Origin of the sequence: Chitinophaga qingshengii, from assembly GCF_014529935.1 — a bacterium.
In the GTDB taxonomy this organism is placed as follows: domain Bacteria; phylum Bacteroidota; class Bacteroidia; order Chitinophagales; family Chitinophagaceae; genus Chitinophaga; species Chitinophaga qingshengii.
Genome location: NZ_JACVFC010000002.1, coordinates 291,441 through 314,448, shown reverse-complemented (window position 1 = coordinate 314,448; position 23,008 = coordinate 291,441). Strand labels below are relative to the sequence as shown.

Below are 23,008 nucleotides of genomic sequence, written 5' to 3'. Positions count from 1 at the left end.
GTGATGTCATCTTTCAATAACTATAAAAAAGTGATGATAGGCCTGCTGCTGGCAGGTGGTGTTTTTACTTCCTGTAAAAAACTGGTGGAGATTGGCCCGCCTACCACACAGGTGGGACTGGACCAGGCCTTTGCTTCCGATGCGACAGCTACCAGTGCGGTACTGGGTATTTACAATATGTCGGCTACACGCGACCTGTTGTTTCCTTTGAGTGAATTGCCGGGGCTTTCTGCCAATGAGCTGCAGAACAACGTTTCGAGCCCGGCATACGATGAATTTAAAACCAATAGTCTCACTGTTACCAATACAGTTTTGCCATCGTTGTGGAGCTATAGCTACGCTACCGTCGCCCAGGCCAATGCCATGATGGAGGGTATCACCCGTAGCAACGGGCTTTCTGCACCGGTAAAAAATCAGTTGCTGGGCGAAACCAAAGTATGGAGAGCTTTTATTTACGGGTATCTGGTAAATATATTCGGAGAGGTGCCACTACCGGTGAAGGATGATCCTTTGGGTAACGCCACCTTACCCCGTTCCGCCACGGCGCAGGTTTGGTCACAGATGATCGGTGACCTGACGGAAGCACAGAGCCTCCTGGCCGACGTTTACCCGTCCCCGTTAAGGATACGCATTAACCGGCAGACGGCAAATGCTTTACTGGCGAGGGCTTATCTATACCAAAAGGACTGGGCAAAAGCAGAAACGGCAGCCAATGCTGTGATCAACTCGGGATTATATAGTCTTAATAAAGATTTAAATACCACCTTCAGCAATACCAGCAATGAGGTAATCTGGCAGTTGTCTACCCTGAACGGTTTGTCCACCTACACCACCAATCGCGACGCCAACGGGGGCAGCTACGCCGCTGCTGCCGGTACCATACCGGCGGTAACCCTCACGGATACACTGTATAATACACTGGAGCCGGGAGATAAGCGTAAAACCAGTTGGGTATCAGCTACAGATATCGGCGGACGGAACTACAAAGTGATCACCAAATACAAACAACGGGTACTGGCAGCCGGTAGCACGACGGGTACCGAATTTAACGTGATGCTGCGTTTGGCGGAACAGTATCTCATCAGGGCGGAAGCACGGGCGCAGCAGGGCAATTTGTCCGGCGCCGTTTCGGACGTAGACAGCATCCGTTCCAAAGCTGGCCTGCCGTTGCTGGATAAAAACATCACGCAACCGGCACTGTTGCTGGCCATCGAAAAAGAAAAAGCCGCTGAGTTATTCGGTGAATGGGGCCATCGCTGGTTTGATCTGAAACGAACGCCGGCTGTTTCCGGCGGCGGTAAAACCCGTGCCGATGAAGTGATAGGCGGTATGCGTCCGGCTACCTGGACCAGCACCGATGTGCTGTATCCTATCCCTGATGCGCAACGGGTATCTAACCCCGCTTTAACACAAAATCCGGGATACACGAATTAATCATAAAACCAACCCTGATATATGAAAAAGTTGCTTCCAGTCCTGCTGGGTGGTTGTCTGCTGACCGCAGCTCACACTCATGCACAAACGAAAATAAACCAGGATTCGCTGATGCGCTACTATAGCCGGCTCGCTAAGGGTAGTGAAGGCGACAAAGCATTGCTGACGCAGCAAATGTATGCATTAACCAAAAGCAAAAAAGAAACAGATTGGCTTACAGCTGCCAATATGTTCTATCAGCTGAAAAAAAACAGCATAGCCGATTCCATCTATAAAGTAGCGGGTGAAAAATTCCCGGCGGGTATTGTTGTCCGTAATAAATCGGTAGAAACCATCTACAATGAAAATGATCCGGTAAAAAAAGAAACATTATACAAGGCATGGATCAAAAAATTTCCGCAGGGCAAGCTGAATAAAGACGTTATTATATATGACTATGCACGTAACAGTGTAGGTAGCGCTTATGCAGCGGCGGATAACCTGCCTAAGGCACTGGAATACGCCAATAGTATTGAATCTCCTTTCTGGAAAGGGCAGGGGTGGGCCGGTACTGCTGCGGGTATTCTTAAACACGGTCATACTGCGGAGGCAAAAGTACTGCTGAAAAAAGCGATAAAAGACGCTTATGAATTTAAGACTACCCGTAAGGAGGAAGAAGGCGCAGGCTTTGCGGCCATGGGTTATCCGGGTTATCTGAGCAGTTATGCGCAGTTGTTGTTCGACGATAAAGAATACGATTCCGCCCTGGTATACCTGAAACGGGCGGAAGCTGCGGAAACGCCGGTGCGCCCGCAGGTCAACGAAATGTATGCCAGGGTATTGCTGGCAAAAGGCGACTATCGGCAGGCCTATCAACGTATGAGTGAAGTGGTTGCACAAGGAAAACTGAATGCTGTCAATAAGGAATTTTTAGCAACGGCTTATGCTAAAGTACGTGGTGATAAAGGTCTTGAAAATTACATCGATTCCCTGAAAGGTGGTCTCGATGAAAAGATGCGGCAGGAATTCGCTAAACAAATCATCAAAGAACCGGCCCCGGGATTCACTTTGAAGGATGTGGACGGCAATACCGTATCGCTGGCGGATTATAAAGGTAAAACGGTCGTACTGGATTTCTGGGCCACCTGGTGCGGACCTTGTAAAGCATCTTTTCCTGCTATGAAAAAGGCGATGGAGAAATATAAGAACGATCCTAACGTGAAGTTCCTTTTCGTACATACATGGGAGAAAGAAGAGCAGGCTATCGCCAGCGCCAAAAAATTCGTTACTTCCAATAACTATCCTTTTGAAGTATTGATGGATTTAAAAGATCCGGAAACCGGTTTGAATAAAGTGGTGGATAGCTATAAAGTAACGGGTATTCCTACCAAATTTGTGATTGATGGTAAAGGTAATATCCGTTTCCGCTTCACCGGTTTCAGTGGGGGAGATGATGCCGCGGTAGCGGAGGTATCGGCGATGGTGAGCCTGGCGAATCAGTGACAGGATTGTCACCACGGAATAAAAAGCCGCTCCTGATTAAAGGGGCGGCTTTTTATGTCTGCTAAATATATCAACCGTTAAATTTTTTTTATATTGATTTGTTTTTCCTAGTTTTAGAATAGTAGCATATCCTAATTCCCGTTGAGTTAATTAAATCCCTAATAACGTATAACCCTTCAAGTATGAATTATGAAAAGAGCACTTTATTCTGTCGGCCTTTATTGCATTTATTGTTATGTTTTGTCTTTGGAATGATTTCCTGTCAAAGAGATGTTATTGCGCCTGGCGCTGGTCTGGAACAGAAACAGCTCACTGTATCAGCGGTGAAAAACTATTATGAAACACGTCTAAGATCATCCAGTACGCCGGGAGGGCGGAAAGAGGGCACTCCCTTGGAGCAAAAGCAGCCGCAATGGGATGCCGCAATCTTTAGAAAACTCAAACAAGGCGACGATGCTGTTCTCACTCCACTTTATCTTAGAGACGTTTATGTAAAGGTGGGAGACAACAAAATGGTGAAGTTTGGCTATCTGAACTATTTAATGGCTTACAAGAGTACTAATGACAGCCTTGTATTTGAATGGGTACAGTTGATGCCATCGGAAAAATGGTTTAATGCAACATCATCCAGGGCCTTCGATGGTAATATCCTGGTCAGAGAGCTGAACGGAACGTTAAAGAAATCTTATTCCATGGCGGACGGAAAAACTGTCACCGGGTCGCATAGGTCAGCTATCAGGGATAACAATGCCAGGATAGCGCCTTCCATATCAACGCACGGACTTTCAACTGCACGGGAAGGGGATGAGCAAAATCCTGTTGATCCGGATCCGGTAGACAAGGAATATTGTTGGGCCAATGTTTGGGTAACCAAGACTACAACAGCTTTTACCTGTCCTTGTGAAGGCCATACTTTCGCGGAGTATAGCAAATGCACTTGCTATAAAAAACCAACACCAGGCTCCGTAACCAACACCATCGTTGAAGTTCAGTATGCTTGTGAGGTTGATTTTGATACTCCTGTAGGTGGGGGAGGGACGCCTGGAGGACAAGAACACGTTCCCGGAGGTGGATTGAGCTCCGGCGGTTTTATGGTGGCTTCGGACTATGCGCCTTCCTACTGCAATCCAGATCCTAATTATACAGTTCCTAATACACCACCTCCAGCTGGTCTTGAATACATTTTACCCTGCTAGGAGATGGATATACCGGTAGAAGTGATACCACCTGCTACTACGGTACCTGGTAGCAATTCAGTAACCGATATTATTAAGACCGGAGTTTCCGACCCTTGCATGCTGGCTGCTATTGATATGGCTTTGGCTGACGGATTACAAAATACGATTGCGGGCGTTTTTAACCAGATGTTTGCTGGTACGGATGAATTTACAATTGAATTTCATGAAGGAGATTTACCGCTTGATGTTTCTGCTGATACCCGGACCGCCAGTCCAGCTATTATTGAAATTACCTTGAATAGATTGACGCTTCCGGGTAGTTCGCGAGAATATATCGTAGCAACGATCTTGCATGAAGCGATTCATGCAATGTATGATGCGAAATGGAACCTGGCAGGCCGTCCAAAAGTTATTTTTTCGGAGTATGTGCAACATAATTTGATGGCATCCAAGTATGTAGAAGAGATGAACGCTGCCCTTCGGAGCATTTTTCCAATGATGAGTGATGCCGATGCTATAGCCCTGGCATGGGGTGGATTGTATTGGACTACCTCTTGGAGTGCACTTAATCCTACTGTCGCTAATAATTACTTGCTGGCCATTGCAGAATACGATCAAAACCATACAAAAGGTAACAGGTGCCGATAATAACTACACTATAAATAAATTAATACGATATGAAGAACATCTTAATACTAATATCGCTGTTTTTGACGACCTTTTATAGTCATGCACAGTCCTCTTTTTTATATAACAAAGCGGAACAAAGACTTATAAAGATCATTGGAAGAAATATTCGTGTATCCCGCGAAGTGGGAGAAACGCAGGCATCCTTTATCTTTTCCTTGAGATTTGTTATCAATGAAGATGGTCGACTGGATACCGTGATGAGCTCCAAACTTTTTCCGAAAGCCTTGGCGGACGTAGTCCTTGATAAGTCATTATACAACGGCGTTGAATGGAAAGAGATATTAAAAAATAATCCACGAATGGCGATCATTCTTCCTGTTACCGTCACATCCAGTGATTATGATGGATTAAAGGCCTTCGGGCTGAAAGGAATTATAGAGCAGTTTAATTTCCCCGGCGTTAGTCAATCTTCTATGGAATGTTATCTGATGCAACCGTTTTCCATTGTGTATTCGCCTCCTATAAAATAGATGTTCATCTTCGCTCATCAGCGAAACCATGAGCCCGGGGCTGCATGCCCTGGGCTTCTTATTACCCCTCCAGGATGTGCCTCTTCCGTATACTTAGAAGCCCCCGCATTTATTCTTCAACAACCTCCATGGGTTATGAACAACATTTAACACAGACTGGTTATTAAGGCCACTCCTGAAACCGTGTACAAGGCCGTTTCCACCGGGAAGGACTGGTCGGATGGTGAAAAAGCGGGTGCCCTAAAAGACACCCGCTGCAAAAGATTCATATACGCGCCACCGTTACTTCTCTTTTCCTACCCAGCGGTTCACCATGTTATCCGGACCTTCCATCACTACTTTATAAAAGCCGGAAGGCATGTCTTTTACAGGGATATTGGCTTGTTCCTGTTGTAATGGTACTTCACCCAGCAGTTTGTAGGTGTCGTGTCCGCCGGTGTTGAAATGATTAGTGGTGGTAACCCATATTTTCACCTTGCCTTTCTTTTCGGCCGCTTTCCAGGTGAGTTGCAGCGAACCGTTTTCCAGCGTGGCGCCGGGATGTGTCAGGGAGATTTTGCCGGTCAGGGGAACGCCGTCCAGTTCGCGGGTATCTTCCAGCGGAATGTTAATGTTCATGAAACGGGCCATGGTAGGGAGAATATCTACGATGCCAGGTTGACCTTTTTTGAAATAATCATTCAGTCCTTTGGCATTGGTAACCATCCAGGTGGTACGCTCCCGGTCGGACTGTCCACCATGTCCTTTACCTGTTTCAGCGGTGCGGCCATGATCGGTGGTGATAAATATTTGCCATTCTTCTCCGAAATTTTTACGACGGTATTCCAGTGCATCCCAGATACGGCCTACCTGGTCGTCCATCATTTTGACGGCGGCATAGAACTTTTCGCTGTCGCCGTAACGGTGCCCCATATCATCGGTGTATTCCAGGTATACCCACGTCAGGTCCGGCGCTTCCTTACGCACATAATCAGCGGCGTTATTCACCACTTCTTCATCGATCAGGTGCATGTACCAGCTATCTTTGTCATGTGGAAAACGTACGGTGTCTTTCTCCAGCCCGTCCACATGGTAGTCGATTTTCAGTTGACCGGTTTGGGGCAGGCCATCACCCACCAGTTTGGTGCGGTTATCCTGCCAGGAGGAGAAGATGGCAGTTTTCTTTTGCGGGTAGGTCTGTTTGAAGAAGCGGAAAATACTGCCGTAACTATAGTTCTGCGCAGCGATATCGTTATCCCAGACATTGTGTTTGTTGACCCAGGTGCCTGTCAGCAGGCTGTTGTAGCCTACTGCGGAGATAGTGGGCGTTTGTGAATAACCGCCTTTTTCGCCGCCTACGTAAGCGCGGGTATAACCACCTGCTTTAGCAATGTTGTGCAGGTGAGGTGTTGGCTGTTTTTCGATGACATCTGCAGGGATGCCATCCACGATAATAAACAGGGCTTTCTTTTGCTGCGCCTGCACTATCAGGGCAGTACACGAGAAAGTAAGCACGGAAAGGATAATCTTTTTCAACATCAGACAAATTTTTTATTATTCTTTTACCAGTAACCACATCACGCCGTTGATATTATCGCCCTGCGGATATTGCCGGGTGATCGCTTCGCTGACATGCTGCCGGTTGAGATTGATTTCTGTTTCAGGATACATCCAGCGTTTAGGCACCTTTTTATCGTTGAGGACTCCATCGCCGGAAACATCAAATACGGGAAGGCCTGTACGACGTTGTTCATAAAACACCTGCCAGCCCGAGTTCATAAAAAAGCTGATATACTTCTGGTTGAAGATACCTTCCAGCTCTTTTCCGGGCACCAGTTGTACGGCAGGTTGTGCAAGATAGTCGGTGATGTTATCCGATGCTATTTTACAAAATTCCATGGAAGCCTTTATGCCTTTTTTGTAAAAACTGCTGGCATCACCGCTGATCCAGCCACGGACGGCCGCTTCAGCCAGGATAAACTGCAGTTCGGCATATCCCAGTACAATACCTGGTTCGTTAACAGGATCATTGTAAAACCGTTTGGCAATCCTGGAAACTTTACCGGCTACCGCGAGACCGTTATTCACATCAATGGTGGCACTGCCTTTAGCGCCGCCATAGGCGTTGAAATCGGTATCCGGCAGTGTTGTATACAGTGGAGCCTTTTGTGCAAAACGAAACAGCCTGGGATCTTTGAAACCTTTCAGCAGGTTCACAAAACTTTCTTCCAGGTACATAGCGGTTTGCATGCTGTTATTATTGTAGTAGGGATAGCGGTTCTTCTGCTGGTCCACAAATACCAGCTGCCCGTTATCGCTGTTGTCGGTCATCAGCGGGTATTGGGTGGGATTATTTACGATCTCGGCAAAACGTTCCTTTACTTTCAGGGTGGTATTACCTTCTTTTTGGGACAGGCTCATGAGTATCCTTAGCGAGAATGTATTGATAAGGCGTCTCCACTTGTCTTTCTTTCCGGCGAAGATAATATCGCCTCTTATATCGTCTGTGCTGTTGGCAAGTTGGCTGTTGGCTACTTTGAGGTCATCGAGTATGTTGAGGAAGATATCTGCCTGCCGGTTATAGGCAGGGGTAAACTTCTCCTGTGCGCCTTCCAGCGCTTCGGTATAGGGAATATCGCCGAAGGTGAGCGTCAGTCGCATGTAAAACCAGGCGCGGAAAAATTTCCCCAGCGCAGGATATACTGTTTGATTGGTCCGGGTGGCCTCTGTTTCCATTTTCACTACCTGGCGCAGGTTGTTGTAATCCGTAAAATCGGACCGTTGCCAGTTGTAGTACTGTGAGGCACTGATATCGTCGGTATTGATCAGATAGCGGGAAGCGAAGGCTGCGGAGGTACTGATATCATTAAAGGCGACCATTTCCAGGTTGGACAATAGCAGTTCCGGCGTAGCCTGGGTAGGCTTATTCGGATCTGTCTGAAAGTGTTCAAACTTCTTACAACCACTAACGGCTACTGCGAGAAAACAAAATATAGTAAGTGATAATTTTCGCATGATGGTTAGAATTTTAAATTCAGGTTAAAGCCCATGCTACGGGATGATGGTGTTTGAAGATCATCTTTTCCGCTGTCAGGGTCAACGTTGGGTAATTTGGAGAACAGTAACAGGTTTCTGCCTACCAGCGATACAGAAGCATCCCGGATGAATGTTTGTTTCATCCATTTACCCGGTAACTGCCAGGTGAAGTTTACTTCACGCAATTTCAGGAAAGTCTGGGAATAGTAGTTGTTATTGGTATTGGCCCTATTGCTGGTGTTGATCATATAATCGATATAGTTCACCGCTTTGGTATTAGGTGCAAATTTCCGGTCGTCGGATATGACGTTGCCGTCTGCATCATATTGAATGCCGCCGGAACTGACGATTACACCGGGACCGACGTAGGTATTTTTACCGGCGTTGGCGTCATCCCGGAAAGGGTTGACGGTGCCGGGATGGGTACCGCCCCACCACATTTTGGCATTAGTGGTGGAGTACATCAGTCCGCCTATACGGCCATCTACCAGGAAACGCAGACTGAATTGTTTGTAACGTACGGTATTTTCCATACCATAGGTCCAGTCGGGAGAACTATTACCGATGAAACGTTTGAAGGGATCATTTTTAGGAAATCCATTGCTCTCATATACGACGTTTCCAGCCGGGTCGCGCTCATATACATCGTCGAAGATCCTGTCCATACGCTCTCCTGGCTTAATTCTGTCCAGTTCTGCCGCATCGCCGTAAATTTCTTTTAGTATCCGTTTGTATTGGCTGAAGTTAACCATGACGTCCCAACGAAAATTGGTATTGCGTATAGGTGTGCCGGTTAACATGAACTCCCAGCCGGTACGCACAAAAGCATTGCCGTTCACCAGGTAGTACTCGTAACCGCTGCTGCCGGCGACAGGTATTTTTACGATGTTATTGTAGTCCCTGGCCCTGTAGTAGGTAACATCCACACCCAGGCGGTTGTCAAAGAGTTTGGTTTCTATACCCGCTTCCCAGGCGTCGGTGGTCTGTGGACGGATATTGGAGCTGGGTAATGTTTTGTCGAAAGTTAAAGAAGGAACACCGTTCCACTTGTCGCCTTTGTTATAGGTAGGCAGATGGGAGTAACTATAGTCTTTAGCCACCGTAGGTAATATTCCACTGGACACCTGCGACCATGAGCCTCTGGCTTTCAGGTAGGATACCCAACGGGGCATCTTTAACAGTTCCGACACCACCACGGATCCGGCGATGGAAGGATAAAAGAAAGAATTATTGGAAATAGGCAGCGTAGAGATCTTATCATTACGCCCTGTAAGGGATATATAGAAAGCATGCATAAACTCCATGTCCACGAAGCCATATACGCTGGCGGTACGCCGTTCTTCCAGGCTATTCTCTCCCTGGATGGGATTGGCGGAATTGCTCAGGTTGTATAAACCGGGAACACTCAGACCATCGGTCCAGCTTTGTTGTGTTTTATCGTTACGGTAATAATTGGAGCCCCCTACTTCGGCATGTATGGAGAAATTCTTGCTGAACGTGTGCTCATAGCGACCGATAAGATCTGTTACGATATCGAAGTAGTTACGGGAGCTGACGGTATAGTTACCTCTGGACTTGCTGCTGTAACCGATATAGCTGGCAGGTTCCTTGGTGTCTTCAGACAGTCCGAAAGCGTTGATGCCTGTCCGTAGTTTTACGCTGAAATCGTGATTCAGTTTATAATCCAGCGTCATCGATCCGAAGGTATTGTTCTTGTAATAGCCGGTCAGCAGCTCATAAGCCTGGAAGTAGGGGTTGTTGTACCAGGATGTGTTGTAGTTGCGTTGTTGTAAATTTTCCTTTTTCGGTTCCCAATAGTTGCGCAGGTCGCGGATATCCACGTCGGAACCGGTCCACAGTACCAGGTTATAGAGGTAGTTGGTAGGACCGTACCCCACTGTGGGATAGTTATCAGAATACTGCCGGTTGTAGGTGATGCGGGCGTCTACGTTCAGCCGGTCTGTCAGGTTATAATTACCGGCAATGCTGAAGGAGCTGTTGTTGAGTTGTGTGTTGGGTACAACCCCCAGTTGGTATATATGGGAGGCTGAAGCCCGGAAATTGCCTTTGTCACTGGATTTGGTGATGCTCAGGCTGTTGGTGGAAATGATACCGGTACGGAAGAAGTTATGTACGTTGTTCCGTCCCCGTGATACCCAGGGTAACGGCACCGGTTTACCGGTATTCGGGTCTATGGGGCTGTTGTACTGGGGTGTTTCCCAATAACCGCTGGGCGTAGAAGGATCTTTCTGGTCCAGTTTAGGACCCCAGATCCAGCCGGAGCCTTCTGTACCGCTGCCGGAGCCGTCTACATAGGCGTATTTGCCTTTGTTACCGTTGCCGTAGGTGGTTTGTACATCAGGGATACGGATAAAAGACGGCTGGAACATGGTAGAGGAGTTAAAATCAACTGCGAGATCTCTTCCTTTTCCTCTTTTGGTAGTGATCATTAACGCGCCGAACTGACCGATGGAGCCATACAAAGCAGAGGCGGAGGTACCTTTGAGCACATTGATACTCTCCACATCATCGGGGTTTACTTTCCACATATCGGCTGTCTGGTCGGGGATACCGTCAATCACGATGAGCGGTTTCTGTCCTCGTAACTGGATAGCGGCGTCGCGGAACATATCGGTGGAGTTGCGTATCACGAGACCGGCTACACGACCGGTAAGCGATCCTACCAGGTTGGGTTCACGGGCCTGGGTCATGCTTTCGCCTTTAACAGATTGCACGGCGTATCCCAGTGATTTTTTCTCTTTCTGGATGCCCAGCGCAGTCACTACCACTTCATTCAAACCTGCAACATCCTGTTGCAGGGCCACGCTGATCTGGGTTTGACCGTTGACGGCTATTTCCTGCGGTTTGTAACCCACCAGGGAAAAACGCAGTATATCGTTTGGCTCAATACCGGTAAGCATATACTGTCCGCTACCGTTGGTGTTAACACCTTTGGTTTTGCCTTTTACGCTGATGACGGCGCCAGGCAGTGGCGTATTATCCCTGGCGTCGGTCACTGTACCCTTTACGGTGAGCTGCGTTTGGACCTGACCGATAGAGGACAATGTTTTAATAGCATAGTAGTTACCCTGTATCGGTTCGCAGGTAAGTCCATAAGGACGCAGCAACGCGGGTAATTCGGTCATGACATCAGCCAGCTCCATTTTTTTGAGCACCTGGGAGCTGACGGACTTGCCGGTAAGAATGGCGCTGTTGTAGCTGAATTTAACTTTATGAGCAGTTTCCAGTACAGGGAATACTTCGGCCAGCGGATAACTTTCGCGTGCAGATTGCTTAGCCGTGCCTTTAGCCATCATATCCTGGGCGCGTGCGCTAAGGGAGGCCGCGGGCATCAGACACAATAAGATCCCTGCTACCTTATGATGTATAAGTAGTTTACGTTGCATAACAATGCGTTTTAATAAAATCTCGGGTTCGTTTTAAGTGGCAGCGATTACCTGGCCAGCATAATCATTACCTGGTTGTTCTGTTTATCGATCCTGATATCAAGTGATTTGGTAAGAATATTTAACAGCATGTCCAGATCGTTGACTGGAGTAGTGCCGGTAAATTGTAATTGCGACAGTTGTGGTGTGGCGAAAGTAACCTGTATGCCAAATTGTTCTTTAATAAAGCCGGCTATATCACTCAGGGTGGCATCGCGGAATACTTTCTGGTTGTCCTTCCAGCCGGTGAGCTGCAGGGTGTCGGCGGTTTGGCGGGACAATTGCCCGTTGGTTGCCTGGTAATAGGCCATTTCTCCCGGTTGCAGTACCAATGCGGTTGCTTTGTTCTCTACTTTTACCTTACCGCTGTTGAGCACTACCTGTATGCTTTGTGCACGCGCGGCAATATTGAAGCGGGTACCCAGTACCTGCACCGTTAGCTGTTCACCGGCATGGACCATAAATTTCCCGGCAGCGTCCGGCGCTACGTCAAAGAAAGCTTGTCCGTTGATCCATACCTCCCTTGCGCCCGGATTCCAGCTGGTACTGTCATATTGCAACGTGGAATTGGCATTCAGGGTGACGGTGGTGCCATCCGGGAGCATTATTTTTTTCATATGGCCGTAACTGGTAGATATGGTTGCCAGTACAGGCCGCTGTTTAGCGGGATGATATAATAGTATGATAGCGGCTGCTACTGCGGCAGCTGCAGCGGAAATGGTGACGATCCTGCTTAACAGGCCACGACGTGTAGCCGGCTGCGGTGTTGTCAACGTGGTGAGCTGTTGCAGGATACGGCTGGTGGCAGCGGTATCCATACCCGGCGCCGGTATATCCTCCATCTCTTCAGGCAGCGGCAGCAGCGCTTCATTACCGTCCTGTTGAAGAAAAGTCACCAGCTGGCTGGTTTCTTCAGGTGTAATAGTGCCGTTCGCATGTTTGATAAACAACGTCTTTATATATGCCGGATCCGGGTACATCGGGTACGTTTTATTATATGATACAATTGGAAAAAGAAAAGGGACGATCGCAGGGGGGATTTTTTTATTTTTTTATTTTGCTATTGGGATATTTGATTTAAGGATTCTGGTTTTAATATCAAAATATCAATATCAAATAATCAAATAGCCTAATAATCAAATAACCAAATAAATAAATAGCCAAATAACCAAATACTCCAGCTGCTGGCGCAGGAAGCGGCTGGCTTTTACGATCTGGTCTTTGACGGTGTTTTTAGAAATGCCCAGGTGGAGCGCTATTTCTTCATGGGAGAGGCCTTCGATGCGACTGAGGCAAAAAATCAGTTTGCGCTGTGGGGGCAGCATGTCCAGTACTTTGCTTTTTACCCGCTGTAATTCGGCGGCGTTTACATGGTCTTCGGTGGTATTGGCGGCGAGAGGCTGCAGACGAAATACCGTTTGCCGCAGGTTTTCATCCAGGGCCGCTTTTTTCAGGATGTTGAAAACACAATGCCTGACAGCCGTATGCAGATAGGCCCGGATAGACAGGGTAGGATCGAGCTGTTGCCGGTTGATCCAGACCTTCATGAACACCTCCTGCACTGCCTCTTCCGCCATTTCAGATGAACGGCATAACTTACAGGCATATCCGAAAAGGGCGTCCTTGTAGGCATAGAACAACTCCTGAAACGCAGTAGCATCCCCGTCTTTTATTTTAGATATACATTCCACTCCTAATTGACTCATGACGATATGAGTTACAAAAATCAGAATTATTTATTACCGGAATATTAAGGATCAATTAAAAATACACAAATGTTCACTGGGATTTTGGTGATTTTTTTTCGGTGCTTCCTGGCTTTTGGTGAACTAACGAGGGGTAAGTTAGTATAAAATATATATATACTTCCGGAAAATTTCAAAAAGGACTGTATTTACCTTGTGACCACTATCAGCTTTGATTCCCGGTATTTTTTATCTATTTTCCGTCAAACAAGTCCACTTATGAAATCAACAGCTATCAGCAGAAGAGCATTTTTGTCTTCCGGCGCACTCCTGGCAGGATCAGTCGTATTAGCCGCCAGCCCGCTCAAAAAATGGCCCTGCATAGATGAAGCTCCGTCCGTAGGACAGATCATCGATACTTTTATTGCCCAGGTGCCCTCCGGCACCATCCCACATACCATTGATACGCTGAAATCCGGTTCCCGGGATACGAAGGTAACCGGTGTGGTGACAACGATGTTTGCCACCATAGACGTGATCCGCAAAGCCATCGAATTGAAATCCAACTTTATCATCGCCCATGAACCGGCTTTTTACAATCACCTCGATGATGTAAACTGGTTACAACAGGATGATGTTTATCGCTATAAAAAAGAACTGCTGGAGAAAAACAGTATCGCCATCTGGCGCAATCATGATTATATACATTCCCTGCATCCGGATGGGGTGAGTAAAGGATTGATAGATACGCTGGGCTGGCAGCAGTTCGGTGTGGAGGGGCAACCCGTGTTTAACTTACCCGCTGCACAGCGCCTGGGGGAACTGATCGCTTTTTATAAAAAGAAGCTCGGTATACCCGCTTTGCGTTATGTGGGCGATCTGAAGCAGCATTGTCAGAAAATTTTATTGCTGCCCGGCGCCTACGGCGGGAAAGCACAGATAGAAGCTATCGGTAAGTATAAGCCGGACGTACTGGTTTGTGGAGAGATAGCAGAATGGGAAACGGCGGAATATGTCCGCGATGCCCGCGCTAAAGGTGATAAACTGTCACTGGTTGTCCTGGGGCATATCGCCAGTGAAGAGCCGGGGTCTGTTTTTATGGTCGACTGGCTGAAACAACATTTTCCACAGGTGAAGGCCACTCATGTGCATCCAGGGAACTCATTGTCATTTGCATAAAGTGGCAGGGTGGGGGTTCCGCCGGGTACTCATGCGTTGCCGCTCAGTCTGCATGAGTTGTATGCACGGCTGTGGAGTATTCAGCAGCGCGCTGCTCGCCGGAAGCTGCACCGGCAGATGAATATAACGATGACTACCTGCAGCTGAGTTCGGAGGGCAGATCAACGATTAACAACAAACCAGTTAACCTTTTAGATATTTCTGTGTTATAAAAACGACATGAATATCCTTTTAAAAACCCTCAAAAATTGTCGTTATGCCCTACTCTCCGTTATTAATCAAGCCCTTTAAAGATGAACTGACAGAAGTTGGTGTGCAGGAGCTGCTTACTGCTGCAGACGTAGACAAAGCGATGGACCAGCCTGGTACTACGCTGGTCGTGATTAACAGTGTTTGTGGTTGTGCAGCCGGTATGGCTCGTCCGGCAGTGCGGATGTTGATAGAAGACAGCAGTGTTAAGAAACCTGATCGTATAGTGTCGGTATTCGCAGGACAGGACCTGGAAGCGACTGAACGGATGAGAAGTTACTTCCCTGACATTCCGCCTTCTTCCCCCAGCTTTGCCATGTTTAAGGACAAAGAACTGATTTATTTCATTCCCAAGCATCGTATTGAAGGCAGGGATGCCCGTGCGGTCGCCAGCGATCTGATGAGTGTTTGTGAAGAATTTGTTTCTTGAAACATACACGTATAACCTGCTGTATAGAAAGATCGGCGTAAAGTGTAGAAATACATTTTGCGCCGTTTTTTTATGTCTGTAGCTGAAACCTTGGAATGACCATTATATTATCCTTTTTATTAGGTATCCTCTTACATATCAGCCTCTAACTGCTATCGGGCGCAGTGATTTTTTTTGACCGGTACAATTCAAGCCGCAGAGAGGTGATCTAAATTTATCATCACAACCATTACTGAAGCAACCATTATTGAAACAACCATTATTCACCAAAATCTGAACTATCCATGAGAAAAGTTCTACTCGCGATGGCGATGTTGTGTAGCACAGCATCGTTTGCGCAGGATTACTGGAGGCCACATACAGATGCCGCCAGGATCACTACCGACAAAGCCGTTGCCCGGCTTGCATTTCCAGCCACCTTCAAATTGTTTGACCTGAACCTGGCTCCTTTAAGGAGTGAAGTATTTAAAACTGTAGACAACAAACAGGCACATGCCACTATTATCTCTTTGCCTAACGCAGATGGGCAAATTGAGCAATTTGAAATTAAGGAAGCATCTAATTTTGAGCCTGCATTGCAAGCCCGGTTCCCGGAGATCAGGGCGTTCTCCGGAAAAGGGGTTACCGATAAACAGGCTACCTTAAAGCTGAGCATTTCACCGCAGGGCGTACAAGCTATGATCTTCCGTACAGCGCGGGAGAATGAATTTATTGAACCTTATTCTGCGGACCACACCGTTTATACGGTGTTCAAAAAACAAGCGAAGAATTTGCCCTGGAAATGTTCTACGCCTGAACAGAAGCTGGCCACCGCTATCGGTCATCAGGCCGGTACTGTAGCAAGGTCCACCGGCGATGCAAAAACACTGCGGCTGGCGCAATCTGTTACTGCCGAATACTCCAATTACTTTGGAGCCACCAGCGCTTCACAGGTTAACCTGGTACTGGCGGCCATCAATGCTACGCTTACGCGTTGCAATGGTGTGTATGAAAAAGACCTGGCGCTTCACCTGAACCTTATTGCGGCTACTACCAATGTAATCTATTATGATCCGGCAACAGACCCTTATTCTGATGCGATCAACGGCGCCGGCGGCGCATGGAACGGAGAGCTGCAGAATACGCTGAACACTAAAATTGGCGCTGCGAATTATGATATCGGTCACCTGTTTGGTGCATCCGGTGGTGGCGGCAATGCCGGTTGTATTGGTTGTATCTGCGTCGATAATCAGAAAGGGAGCGGCTTTACTTCTCCTGCTGATAATATTCCCCAGGGTGATAATTTTGATATCGACTACGTAGTGCATGAGGTAGGCCACCAGCTGGGGGCGAACCATACCTTCTCCATGAGCAACGAAAACACCGGCGTGAATGTGGAACCTGGTTCCGGTATTACTATCATGGGTTATGCCGGTATTACCAGCCAGGACATTGCCCCGCATTCCATCGCCTTTTATCATGCGGCTTCTATTGCCCAGATCCAGGCAAATTTGTCCGGCAAAACCTGTCCGGTAACGACCAGCATTTCCGGCAATAACGCTACGCCCGTGGTGAATGCCGGAGGTAATTTCACCATCCCTGTCAGTACGCCCTTTGCGCTGACCGGCTCCGCTACCGACGCCAATGCCGGCGACGTACTGACTTACTCCTGGGAACAGAACGACAACGCCACCTCTTCACAAACAGGAAGCGCCAGCGTGGCCAGTCCTACCAAGGCATCCGGCCCCAACTGGATATCATATGCTCCTACTACCTCCCCTGTGAGGTATTTCCCGAAATTGGAGACCATCCTCGCGGGGGGCCTGGTGTCCGGCCCATTGCCCGGCGGCGATGCCGGTGCTAACACAGAAGCGTTGAGCTCCGTTGGAAGAACATTGAAATTCCGGTTGACCGTAAGGGATAACGCACCCTATAGCTCTACGGCGCCGGTAACTATCGGACAGACCAACTTTGCGGATGCAACAATAATAGTGACTAATACTTCCGGACCTTTTGCGGTAACTGCTCCCAATACCAAGGTAACCTGGGCGCCTAATTCCACCCAAACCGTTACCTGGAATGTGGCGAACACCTCAACAGGAGCGGTAAGCTGCGCTAATGTAAAAATATCCCTCTCTACAGATGGCGGTAATACCTTTAGCACATTGGTGGCCAGCACACCTAATGATGGCAGCGAGACGGTGACCATTCCCAATACGCCCACTACCACTGCCAGAATAAAAGTAGAAGCGGTAGGCAATATCTTCTTCGATATTTCCGACACTAACTTCAGCATTGGAACCGCTTCCGGTTGCGATGCCCCGTCCGGGTTGACTGCTTCTGCTATCACTGCCACATCGGCGACGATAGGGTGGACGGCTGCATCCGGCGCTGCATCCTACAAAGTGGATTATAAAGCCACTTCATCTTCCACCTGGATCAATGCAGCTACCGCGACCGCTGCCACTACGGTGAACTTGTCGGGGCTTACCTCCGGAACAACGTATGACTACAGGGTAAGGACCAATTGCAGCGGCGATAGCAGTGCCTATACAGCAGCACAATTCACCACCCTGACATCTTCCGGTTGCGCCAATCCGTTGGATACGGCAACCAATGGAACCACTGCGGGCGCGGCCACCATTCCGTTTAATACGGATGTTACCGGTCTTATCAGCCCGAGTGGAGATGTGGATCATTACAGATTCGTGATCACCACTGGTGGTACTATCACCATCACGCTGCGTACACTGCCCGGCGACTATGACCTGAAACTGCTGAACAGCGCCGGTACACAGGTGGCTATTTCACAGGCCGCCGGCACCTCCAATGAAACAATCAGCAGAACGGTTACCCCGGGCACCTACTATGCACAGGTGTATGGCTACAGTGGCGCTAACAGCGCAACTTCCTGCTATACATTGCGGGTACAATTAGGTACCGCCAGCCGCAGCGCCGGTGAGGTGGTTATCAGTAAAGAAGGAACAGACAGTAAAGAAAACAAGGAACAAAAAGTAGAGGTGTTCCCGAATCCTGTCAATAATATCGTAAATATTAACCTTATAGGATTCACCGGAAAATCGGAAGTAAGCATACTGGATGTACACGGCCGCGAAGTATTACGCCGGGAAGTGGGTATCGTTAACTCACAGCTGGATATTTCTGCTTTGCCTCCGGGCGTTTATCTGATAAAGGTGAAGAATGGCGTGAAACAGGTGTATCTGAAAAAGATTGTTAAACAATAAACATAGCATAAGGAGTGTAACATAATAAGGCTGGCCTTTTTAGGTCAGCCTTATTAGTTACTTGTGATACGCCGGCATAAAGCGGAAATCCGTGCCTGTCCCCTGCGAAAATTTGACAGTTGAATGTTTTTTACTATTTTTCGGGCGTAAAAAGGGTTTGTTATCCAATTCCCCAAGTTTATTATTAATAGTCATCATGAGAAAAACCTTCCATCGATTAAGTGTATGCATAGCTGTTATATTGTGCGTGCAGGCCTGTAAAAGCAAAAAACCTTCTCCCTATGTACAGGAGTTTATACACGCATTAGACGGTAAAAGTCTGAGTGAAGCGAGGGAGCTGCTAAAGGAAGAACATGAAAAAATGAGCTCTTTTGCCCGGTTCATGTCCGGCTTCGGAGAAGACAAACCCAAACATTTTAAGCCGGAAGAAGAACAGGAAGGAACACCTTTCTCCATACCGGATACAGCACAGGTAGCGGCCAATATGCAGCTAGCCTTGAGTGACCTCGGTTTCTTGCAAACTTTCAGCAGCACCTATAGTAACCTGGTGCTGGATGGTCCTTCTTTAAATAAAATGAATGTCAGCAACCCGGAATGTATCACCAAAGAGATATACTTCCACGACGGCACGAAGTCTTCCGAAAAGCTGGACCTGAATGAAGGCAAACGTTTACACGCCGTGAAAACAGTAGATAGTGTTCTGGCTGATCTGAAGTATGAATACCCCGTTAAAGAAGTTGCCATCCCACTGGACAAACGAAATGACAAGGCCGATTTTAAAGGCGCCACCCTGAAAGTGGTGCGTATCAAGGATAATTACGTCCGCATTCTCCTGGGAAAAGAAGCCTTTCATGGATACCTGGAAATAGAAGGGTTTAATAAAGACGGTAAGCTGCTGAACAGAACCAGCTACAGCAGCGGACCTGAAGGGAATGGAGATGTGGTGGATCAGCTGAAAAAATATAACAAAATATTGGAAAATATTATCGCAAAGCTGGATAAAGGCGCGTATAAAGATATCGCTGCCCTGCAAAAAGAAATTGTGGACAAAATGCCGGCCGTCACCGCTTTTGACGATGCCGATGAAGGTTATGTGGATGCCTATTTCCAGGGCAATGTGGATAAAGTGAAGGTGCATATCCGGGAAAGTAAAAAAGAGGTGACTAAAACCATGATGCTGCGTAACAACGATCCCAACCTCACCGGTATGATCATGGTGGAAGATACGGCCAGCCACAAATTTGGATTTGTAGCCACCAACACCGGCAAGCTGGCTATCCCCTACAACTATAAAAAGCTGGCGCAAATTTCTCCCTGGTTCTTTGTGAGCGGTGAAGGAAAAGGTAATGAGTTCTACCGACTGGATACCGCCGCTAAACAACTGGTTCCCCTGAAGGATATGGTATTTCCATTGTCATCTGCATTCGTAAAGGTAAGTCACAGTGATACCGATACTAAATATGGTCTCATGGCTCCTGATGGCCAGGTGATAGTGCCGATGGAGTATGATGATTTTTCCATTGATCCGGATACGAAGCTGATATTTGCGAGCAGGTCACTGGAGGATAATTTAGTTGTCATTACCACCATTTATGATAATACCGGTAAACTCATCACCGGTCCTTATAAAATCTATCAAAATTTCAGCGATGGCCTGCTCCTGGTGGGTGATAAGTCAGGTACCCATTATTTTATCAATCCGAAGGGAGAGAAGGTGATCAATCTGAAACCATACTACAATGTGAAGCCCTTCACAGAGGGACTGGCGATGATGGAAAACGAAGAAGGCAATACCGGCTTTATGGACCTCCGCGGTAAAGTGGCTATTCCATTCCAATATGCTTCCGCTACACCATTCAACATGGGGCTATCGCTCGTTACCCGTAGAAAAGGTACCGATATAGAAGCTGCGCTGATCAACACTTCCGGCGCCGAGGTGGTGCCGTTTGCCTTGTCCGATAAATACGATACCGATGGAGAGGGCGTCTCCATGATATATACCCTGCAGAACAAAAAATTCGATGCCTGGGGTAAACCAAAGAAATAACGTTGTTATTGAAGTTAAAACGGGTTACAACATATGTAACCCGTTTTTTTATACCCCAAATCATGTAAATGTTTATAAAAATTGTATAACAGTATCCCCGGGGCTTGTTGTTTTTTTGCATACAATCAGATAAATGCGCCCTATGACTCACCATTACAAGGTTTTTATAAAAGGGATGGTCTGCGATAGATGTATCCTGACAATAAAAGATGTCTTCCAGCACCTCAATTTCCCCGTAGCCCATATTCATCTCGGAGAAGTAACCACCCTGTCGGCCTTGTCTGTACCGGAGATAACGGCGCTCAGCCGGCAATTGGATGTACTGGGATTTACCTTGTTGGAAGACAGGAAAGCTAAACTGGTTCGGGATATGAAAGCGTTGATTGAACAGATTTATTCCGGACACTATGATTTCCCCGATCATTTCCGTTTTTCCGATCTGGTGGTCAATACGCTCCACCGGGATTATGATACTGCCAGCAGTATTTTTTCTGAGGCGGAAGAGATGACCCTGGAACGGTATATCATTACCTATCGTATTGAGAAAGTAAAGGCGCTGCTGACACAAACGGATGAAACCCTCACGGATATGGCATACCGCCTGGGATTCAGCAGTACGGCCCACTTGTCGCGCCAGTTCAAAGCCACTACCGGTTTCAATCCATCTTATTTCAAGGAAACCTGCCGCGCTTAACCGATGGAGACCGTCAGCGTAAAAAATATGGTCTGCGACCGCTGTGTGATGGTGGTAAAGCAACAGGTGGAGAGGCTGGATCTTAGCCTCCAAAAGGTTACGCTGGGAGAAGTGATTTTCCTGCAAGAGATAACCGCTGCGCAAAAAGCGCTGCTCCGGGACACCCTGACTCCTTTTGGGTTTGAAGTGATTGATGATGAAAAAACACGGATAGCAGAAAGTATAAAACATAAGATCATCTACCTGGTACATTCCCGGGAAAGCATGATGAGCAACAATCTTTCAAATATGCTCAGCCTGGAGCTGAATAACTCTTACAGTTACCTGGCGGGTGTTTTTTCGGAGGTAACGGGTAGCACTATCCAAAAATACTATATCGCCCAGAAGATAGAACGGGTCAAAGAACTGTTGGACTATGATGAACTAACCTTAAGTGAAATTGCTGACCGGCTTAATTATTCCAGTGTGGCTTATTTAAGCAATCAATTTAAAAAGATAACAGGATTCTCTCCCAGCACTTATAAACAATTAAAGAACGGTAAACGGATATCTCTTGATAAATTATAAAGCCTGGCATCCGCCGGGCTTTTTTTGGGCCTCCGGCCGATAAAAAAATCTTACAAACCTTTACGCCTATAGTATAATAACCCGGGCAATGACGGCAGCTACATTTGTGATCAGTTAGAAACAATTAGCATTCATATTAATCACAATGTTATGTTCCGAATTCCCAATTTTCCAAACTTGCTGTCACTGGCTGTTTCCGTGAGTTTCCTGGCTGCCTGCAGCAACGGTAAATCCACCCCGCAGCAAGCTACAGCAGCGCCTTCACCGGCGCTTCCCGTTGATATTGTGCTGGCAAAAGCAGATACGCTCCGCCAGCTTGAAAGCATAACAGGCACTACGCTCCCTTTCAGAGAAGTAACTATCAGAAGCGAAGTGCCGCAACGTATTCTTCAGGTCGGTTTCCGGGATGGCGCGGAAGTAGCAGCAGGACAGCTGTTATACAAGTTAAACGACGCCGACTTGCAAGCCCGTTTAAAACAGCTTTCCGCGGAATTACAACTCGCAGGGCTAAACGAAAAACGCCTGTCCGATCTGCTCAAATCGGAAACGGTTAAACAACAGGAATATGACGAAGTGGCTACCAGGCTGAATGTCCTGCAGGCGCAAAAAGAAATCATGCAGGCCGAGCTCACCAAAACCACTATCCATGCACCTTTTGCGGGTAGGATCGGTATTACCAAAGCGGTGGCCGGCGCTTACGTAACACCTAATGCCGAACTGGCGAGCCTGCAAGACCTGGGACAGATCAAGATCAACTTTGCAGTGCCCGAGAAATACCTGCCATTGGTGAAAACTGGCGCCACCGTACATTTCACTACCGAACTTTCCGGAGAACAATTCACCGCTACCATCCATGCTACTGAGCCGGGTGTGAATGCAGACAACCGCAGCGTCCTGGTACAGGCCGTGGCAGCCAATCCCGGTGGCCGGCTGAAAGGCGGACTATCAGCCAGGGTTTACTTTTCAACGGCGGAATCAAATGCAAAAGGTATTACCGTACCAACGGAAGCGCTGATACCGGGCGGCAAGGGCTATGTTGTTTTCATTAAAAAAGGCGGCGCGGCTAAAATGTCCCCGGTCACGATCGCTGGCAGAACGGATACGCATGCTGTTATTACGGCTGGTTTACAGGACGGCGATAGTGTAATTGTCTCCAATATTCTCAAACTGGGCGATGGTACGCCTGTACAGGCAGTGGTGTCAAAATAGGACCTCAAA

Annotated in this window: 17 protein-coding genes; 12 read left to right on the top strand and 5 right to left on the bottom strand. The window is 47.5% G+C overall.

Going from position 1 to position 23,008, the window contains the following annotated elements:
- Positions 1–3 precede the first annotated feature (3 nt).
- The 5 genes from ICL07_RS16610 to ICL07_RS16590 all read left to right on the top strand — a co-directional run bounded on the left by ICL07_RS16610 (position 4) and on the right by ICL07_RS16590 (position 5,254).
- Entirely contained in the window at positions 4–1,434 is a 1,431-nt protein-coding gene (locus tag ICL07_RS16610; protein ID WP_188089146.1) for a RagB/SusD family nutrient uptake outer membrane protein, read from the top strand.
- Between the two features lie 21 nt (positions 1,435–1,455).
- Positions 1,456–2,916, top strand: coding sequence for a TlpA disulfide reductase family protein (locus ICL07_RS16605; protein ID WP_188089145.1), 1,461 nt, complete (start codon positions 1,456–1,458; stop codon positions 2,914–2,916).
- 182 nt (positions 2,917–3,098) lie between these two features.
- Complete coding sequence (locus tag ICL07_RS16600) at positions 3,099–4,112, top strand: hypothetical protein (RefSeq protein ID WP_188089144.1); 1,014 nt, start codon at positions 3,099–3,101, stop codon at positions 4,110–4,112.
- A 3-nt stretch (positions 4,113–4,115) separates the two neighbouring features.
- Entirely contained in the window at positions 4,116–4,742 is a 627-nt protein-coding gene (locus ICL07_RS16595; RefSeq protein ID WP_188089143.1) for a hypothetical protein, read from the top strand.
- 29 nt (positions 4,743–4,771) lie between these two features.
- On the top strand, positions 4,772–5,254 hold the full coding sequence (locus ICL07_RS16590; protein ID WP_188089142.1) for a hypothetical protein: 483 nt from the start codon (positions 4,772–4,774) through the stop codon (positions 5,252–5,254).
- A 282-nt stretch (positions 5,255–5,536) separates the two neighbouring features.
- On the opposite strand, the gene ICL07_RS16585 is transcribed toward ICL07_RS16590, so the two are convergent.
- The 5 genes from ICL07_RS16585 to ICL07_RS16565 form a co-directional block, all read right to left on the bottom strand.
- Positions 5,537–6,772 carry an alkaline phosphatase family protein gene (locus ICL07_RS16585; RefSeq protein ID WP_188089141.1) on the bottom strand — a complete coding sequence of 412 codons (1,236 nt, stop codon included), beginning with the start codon at positions 6,770–6,772 and terminating at the stop codon, positions 5,537–5,539.
- Between the two features lie 15 nt (positions 6,773–6,787).
- Positions 6,788–8,248 (bottom strand): SusD/RagB family nutrient-binding outer membrane lipoprotein, encoded by a 1,461-nt coding sequence (locus ICL07_RS16580; RefSeq protein WP_188089140.1) that lies wholly within the window; start codon positions 8,246–8,248, stop codon positions 6,788–6,790.
- Positions 8,249–8,253: 5 nt separating this feature from the next.
- Positions 8,254–11,676 carry a SusC/RagA family TonB-linked outer membrane protein gene (locus ICL07_RS16575; protein WP_188089139.1) on the bottom strand — a complete coding sequence of 1,141 codons (3,423 nt, stop codon included), beginning with the start codon at positions 11,674–11,676 and terminating at the stop codon, positions 8,254–8,256.
- A 47-nt stretch (positions 11,677–11,723) separates the two neighbouring features.
- Positions 11,724–12,695: a FecR family protein gene (locus ICL07_RS16570; RefSeq protein ID WP_188089138.1), complete on the bottom strand. Its 972-nt coding sequence runs from the start codon at positions 12,693–12,695 to the stop codon at positions 11,724–11,726.
- A 156-nt stretch (positions 12,696–12,851) separates the two neighbouring features.
- Positions 12,852–13,421 carry an RNA polymerase sigma-70 factor gene (locus ICL07_RS16565; protein ID WP_188089137.1) on the bottom strand — a complete coding sequence of 190 codons (570 nt, stop codon included), beginning with the start codon at positions 13,419–13,421 and terminating at the stop codon, positions 12,852–12,854.
- A 258-nt stretch (positions 13,422–13,679) separates the two neighbouring features.
- On the opposite strand from ICL07_RS16565, the gene ICL07_RS16560 reads away from it, so the two are divergent.
- The 7 genes from ICL07_RS16560 (at position 13,680) to ICL07_RS16530 (ending at position 22,999) form a co-directional block, all read left to right on the top strand.
- Positions 13,680–14,579, top strand: a complete 900-nt coding sequence (locus ICL07_RS16560; RefSeq protein ID WP_188089136.1) for a Nif3-like dinuclear metal center hexameric protein — start codon at positions 13,680–13,682, stop codon at positions 14,577–14,579.
- A gap of 256 nt (positions 14,580–14,835) precedes the next feature.
- A complete protein-coding gene (locus ICL07_RS16555; protein WP_188089135.1) occupies positions 14,836–15,258 on the top strand; it encodes a BrxA/BrxB family bacilliredoxin in 423 nt (140 codons plus the stop codon).
- A 284-nt stretch (positions 15,259–15,542) separates the two neighbouring features.
- The gene (locus ICL07_RS16550) at positions 15,543–18,482 is read left to right on the top strand and encodes a reprolysin-like metallopeptidase (protein ID WP_188089134.1); all 2,940 of its coding nucleotides are present in this window, start codon (positions 15,543–15,545) and stop codon (positions 18,480–18,482) included.
- A gap of 196 nt (positions 18,483–18,678) precedes the next feature.
- The gene (locus ICL07_RS16545) at positions 18,679–20,529 is read left to right on the top strand and encodes a WG repeat-containing protein (RefSeq protein WP_188089133.1); all 1,851 of its coding nucleotides are present in this window, start codon (positions 18,679–18,681) and stop codon (positions 20,527–20,529) included.
- A 142-nt stretch (positions 20,530–20,671) separates the two neighbouring features.
- Positions 20,672–21,223, top strand: coding sequence for a helix-turn-helix transcriptional regulator (locus ICL07_RS16540; protein ID WP_188089132.1), 552 nt, complete (start codon positions 20,672–20,674; stop codon positions 21,221–21,223).
- A 3-nt stretch (positions 21,224–21,226) separates the two neighbouring features.
- Entirely contained in the window at positions 21,227–21,790 is a 564-nt protein-coding gene (locus ICL07_RS16535; RefSeq protein ID WP_188089131.1) for a helix-turn-helix domain-containing protein, read from the top strand.
- Between the two features lie 150 nt (positions 21,791–21,940).
- Entirely contained in the window at positions 21,941–22,999 is a 1,059-nt protein-coding gene (locus ICL07_RS16530) for an efflux RND transporter periplasmic adaptor subunit (protein ID WP_188089130.1), read from the top strand.
- The last annotated feature ends 9 nt before the right edge of the window (positions 23,000–23,008 follow it).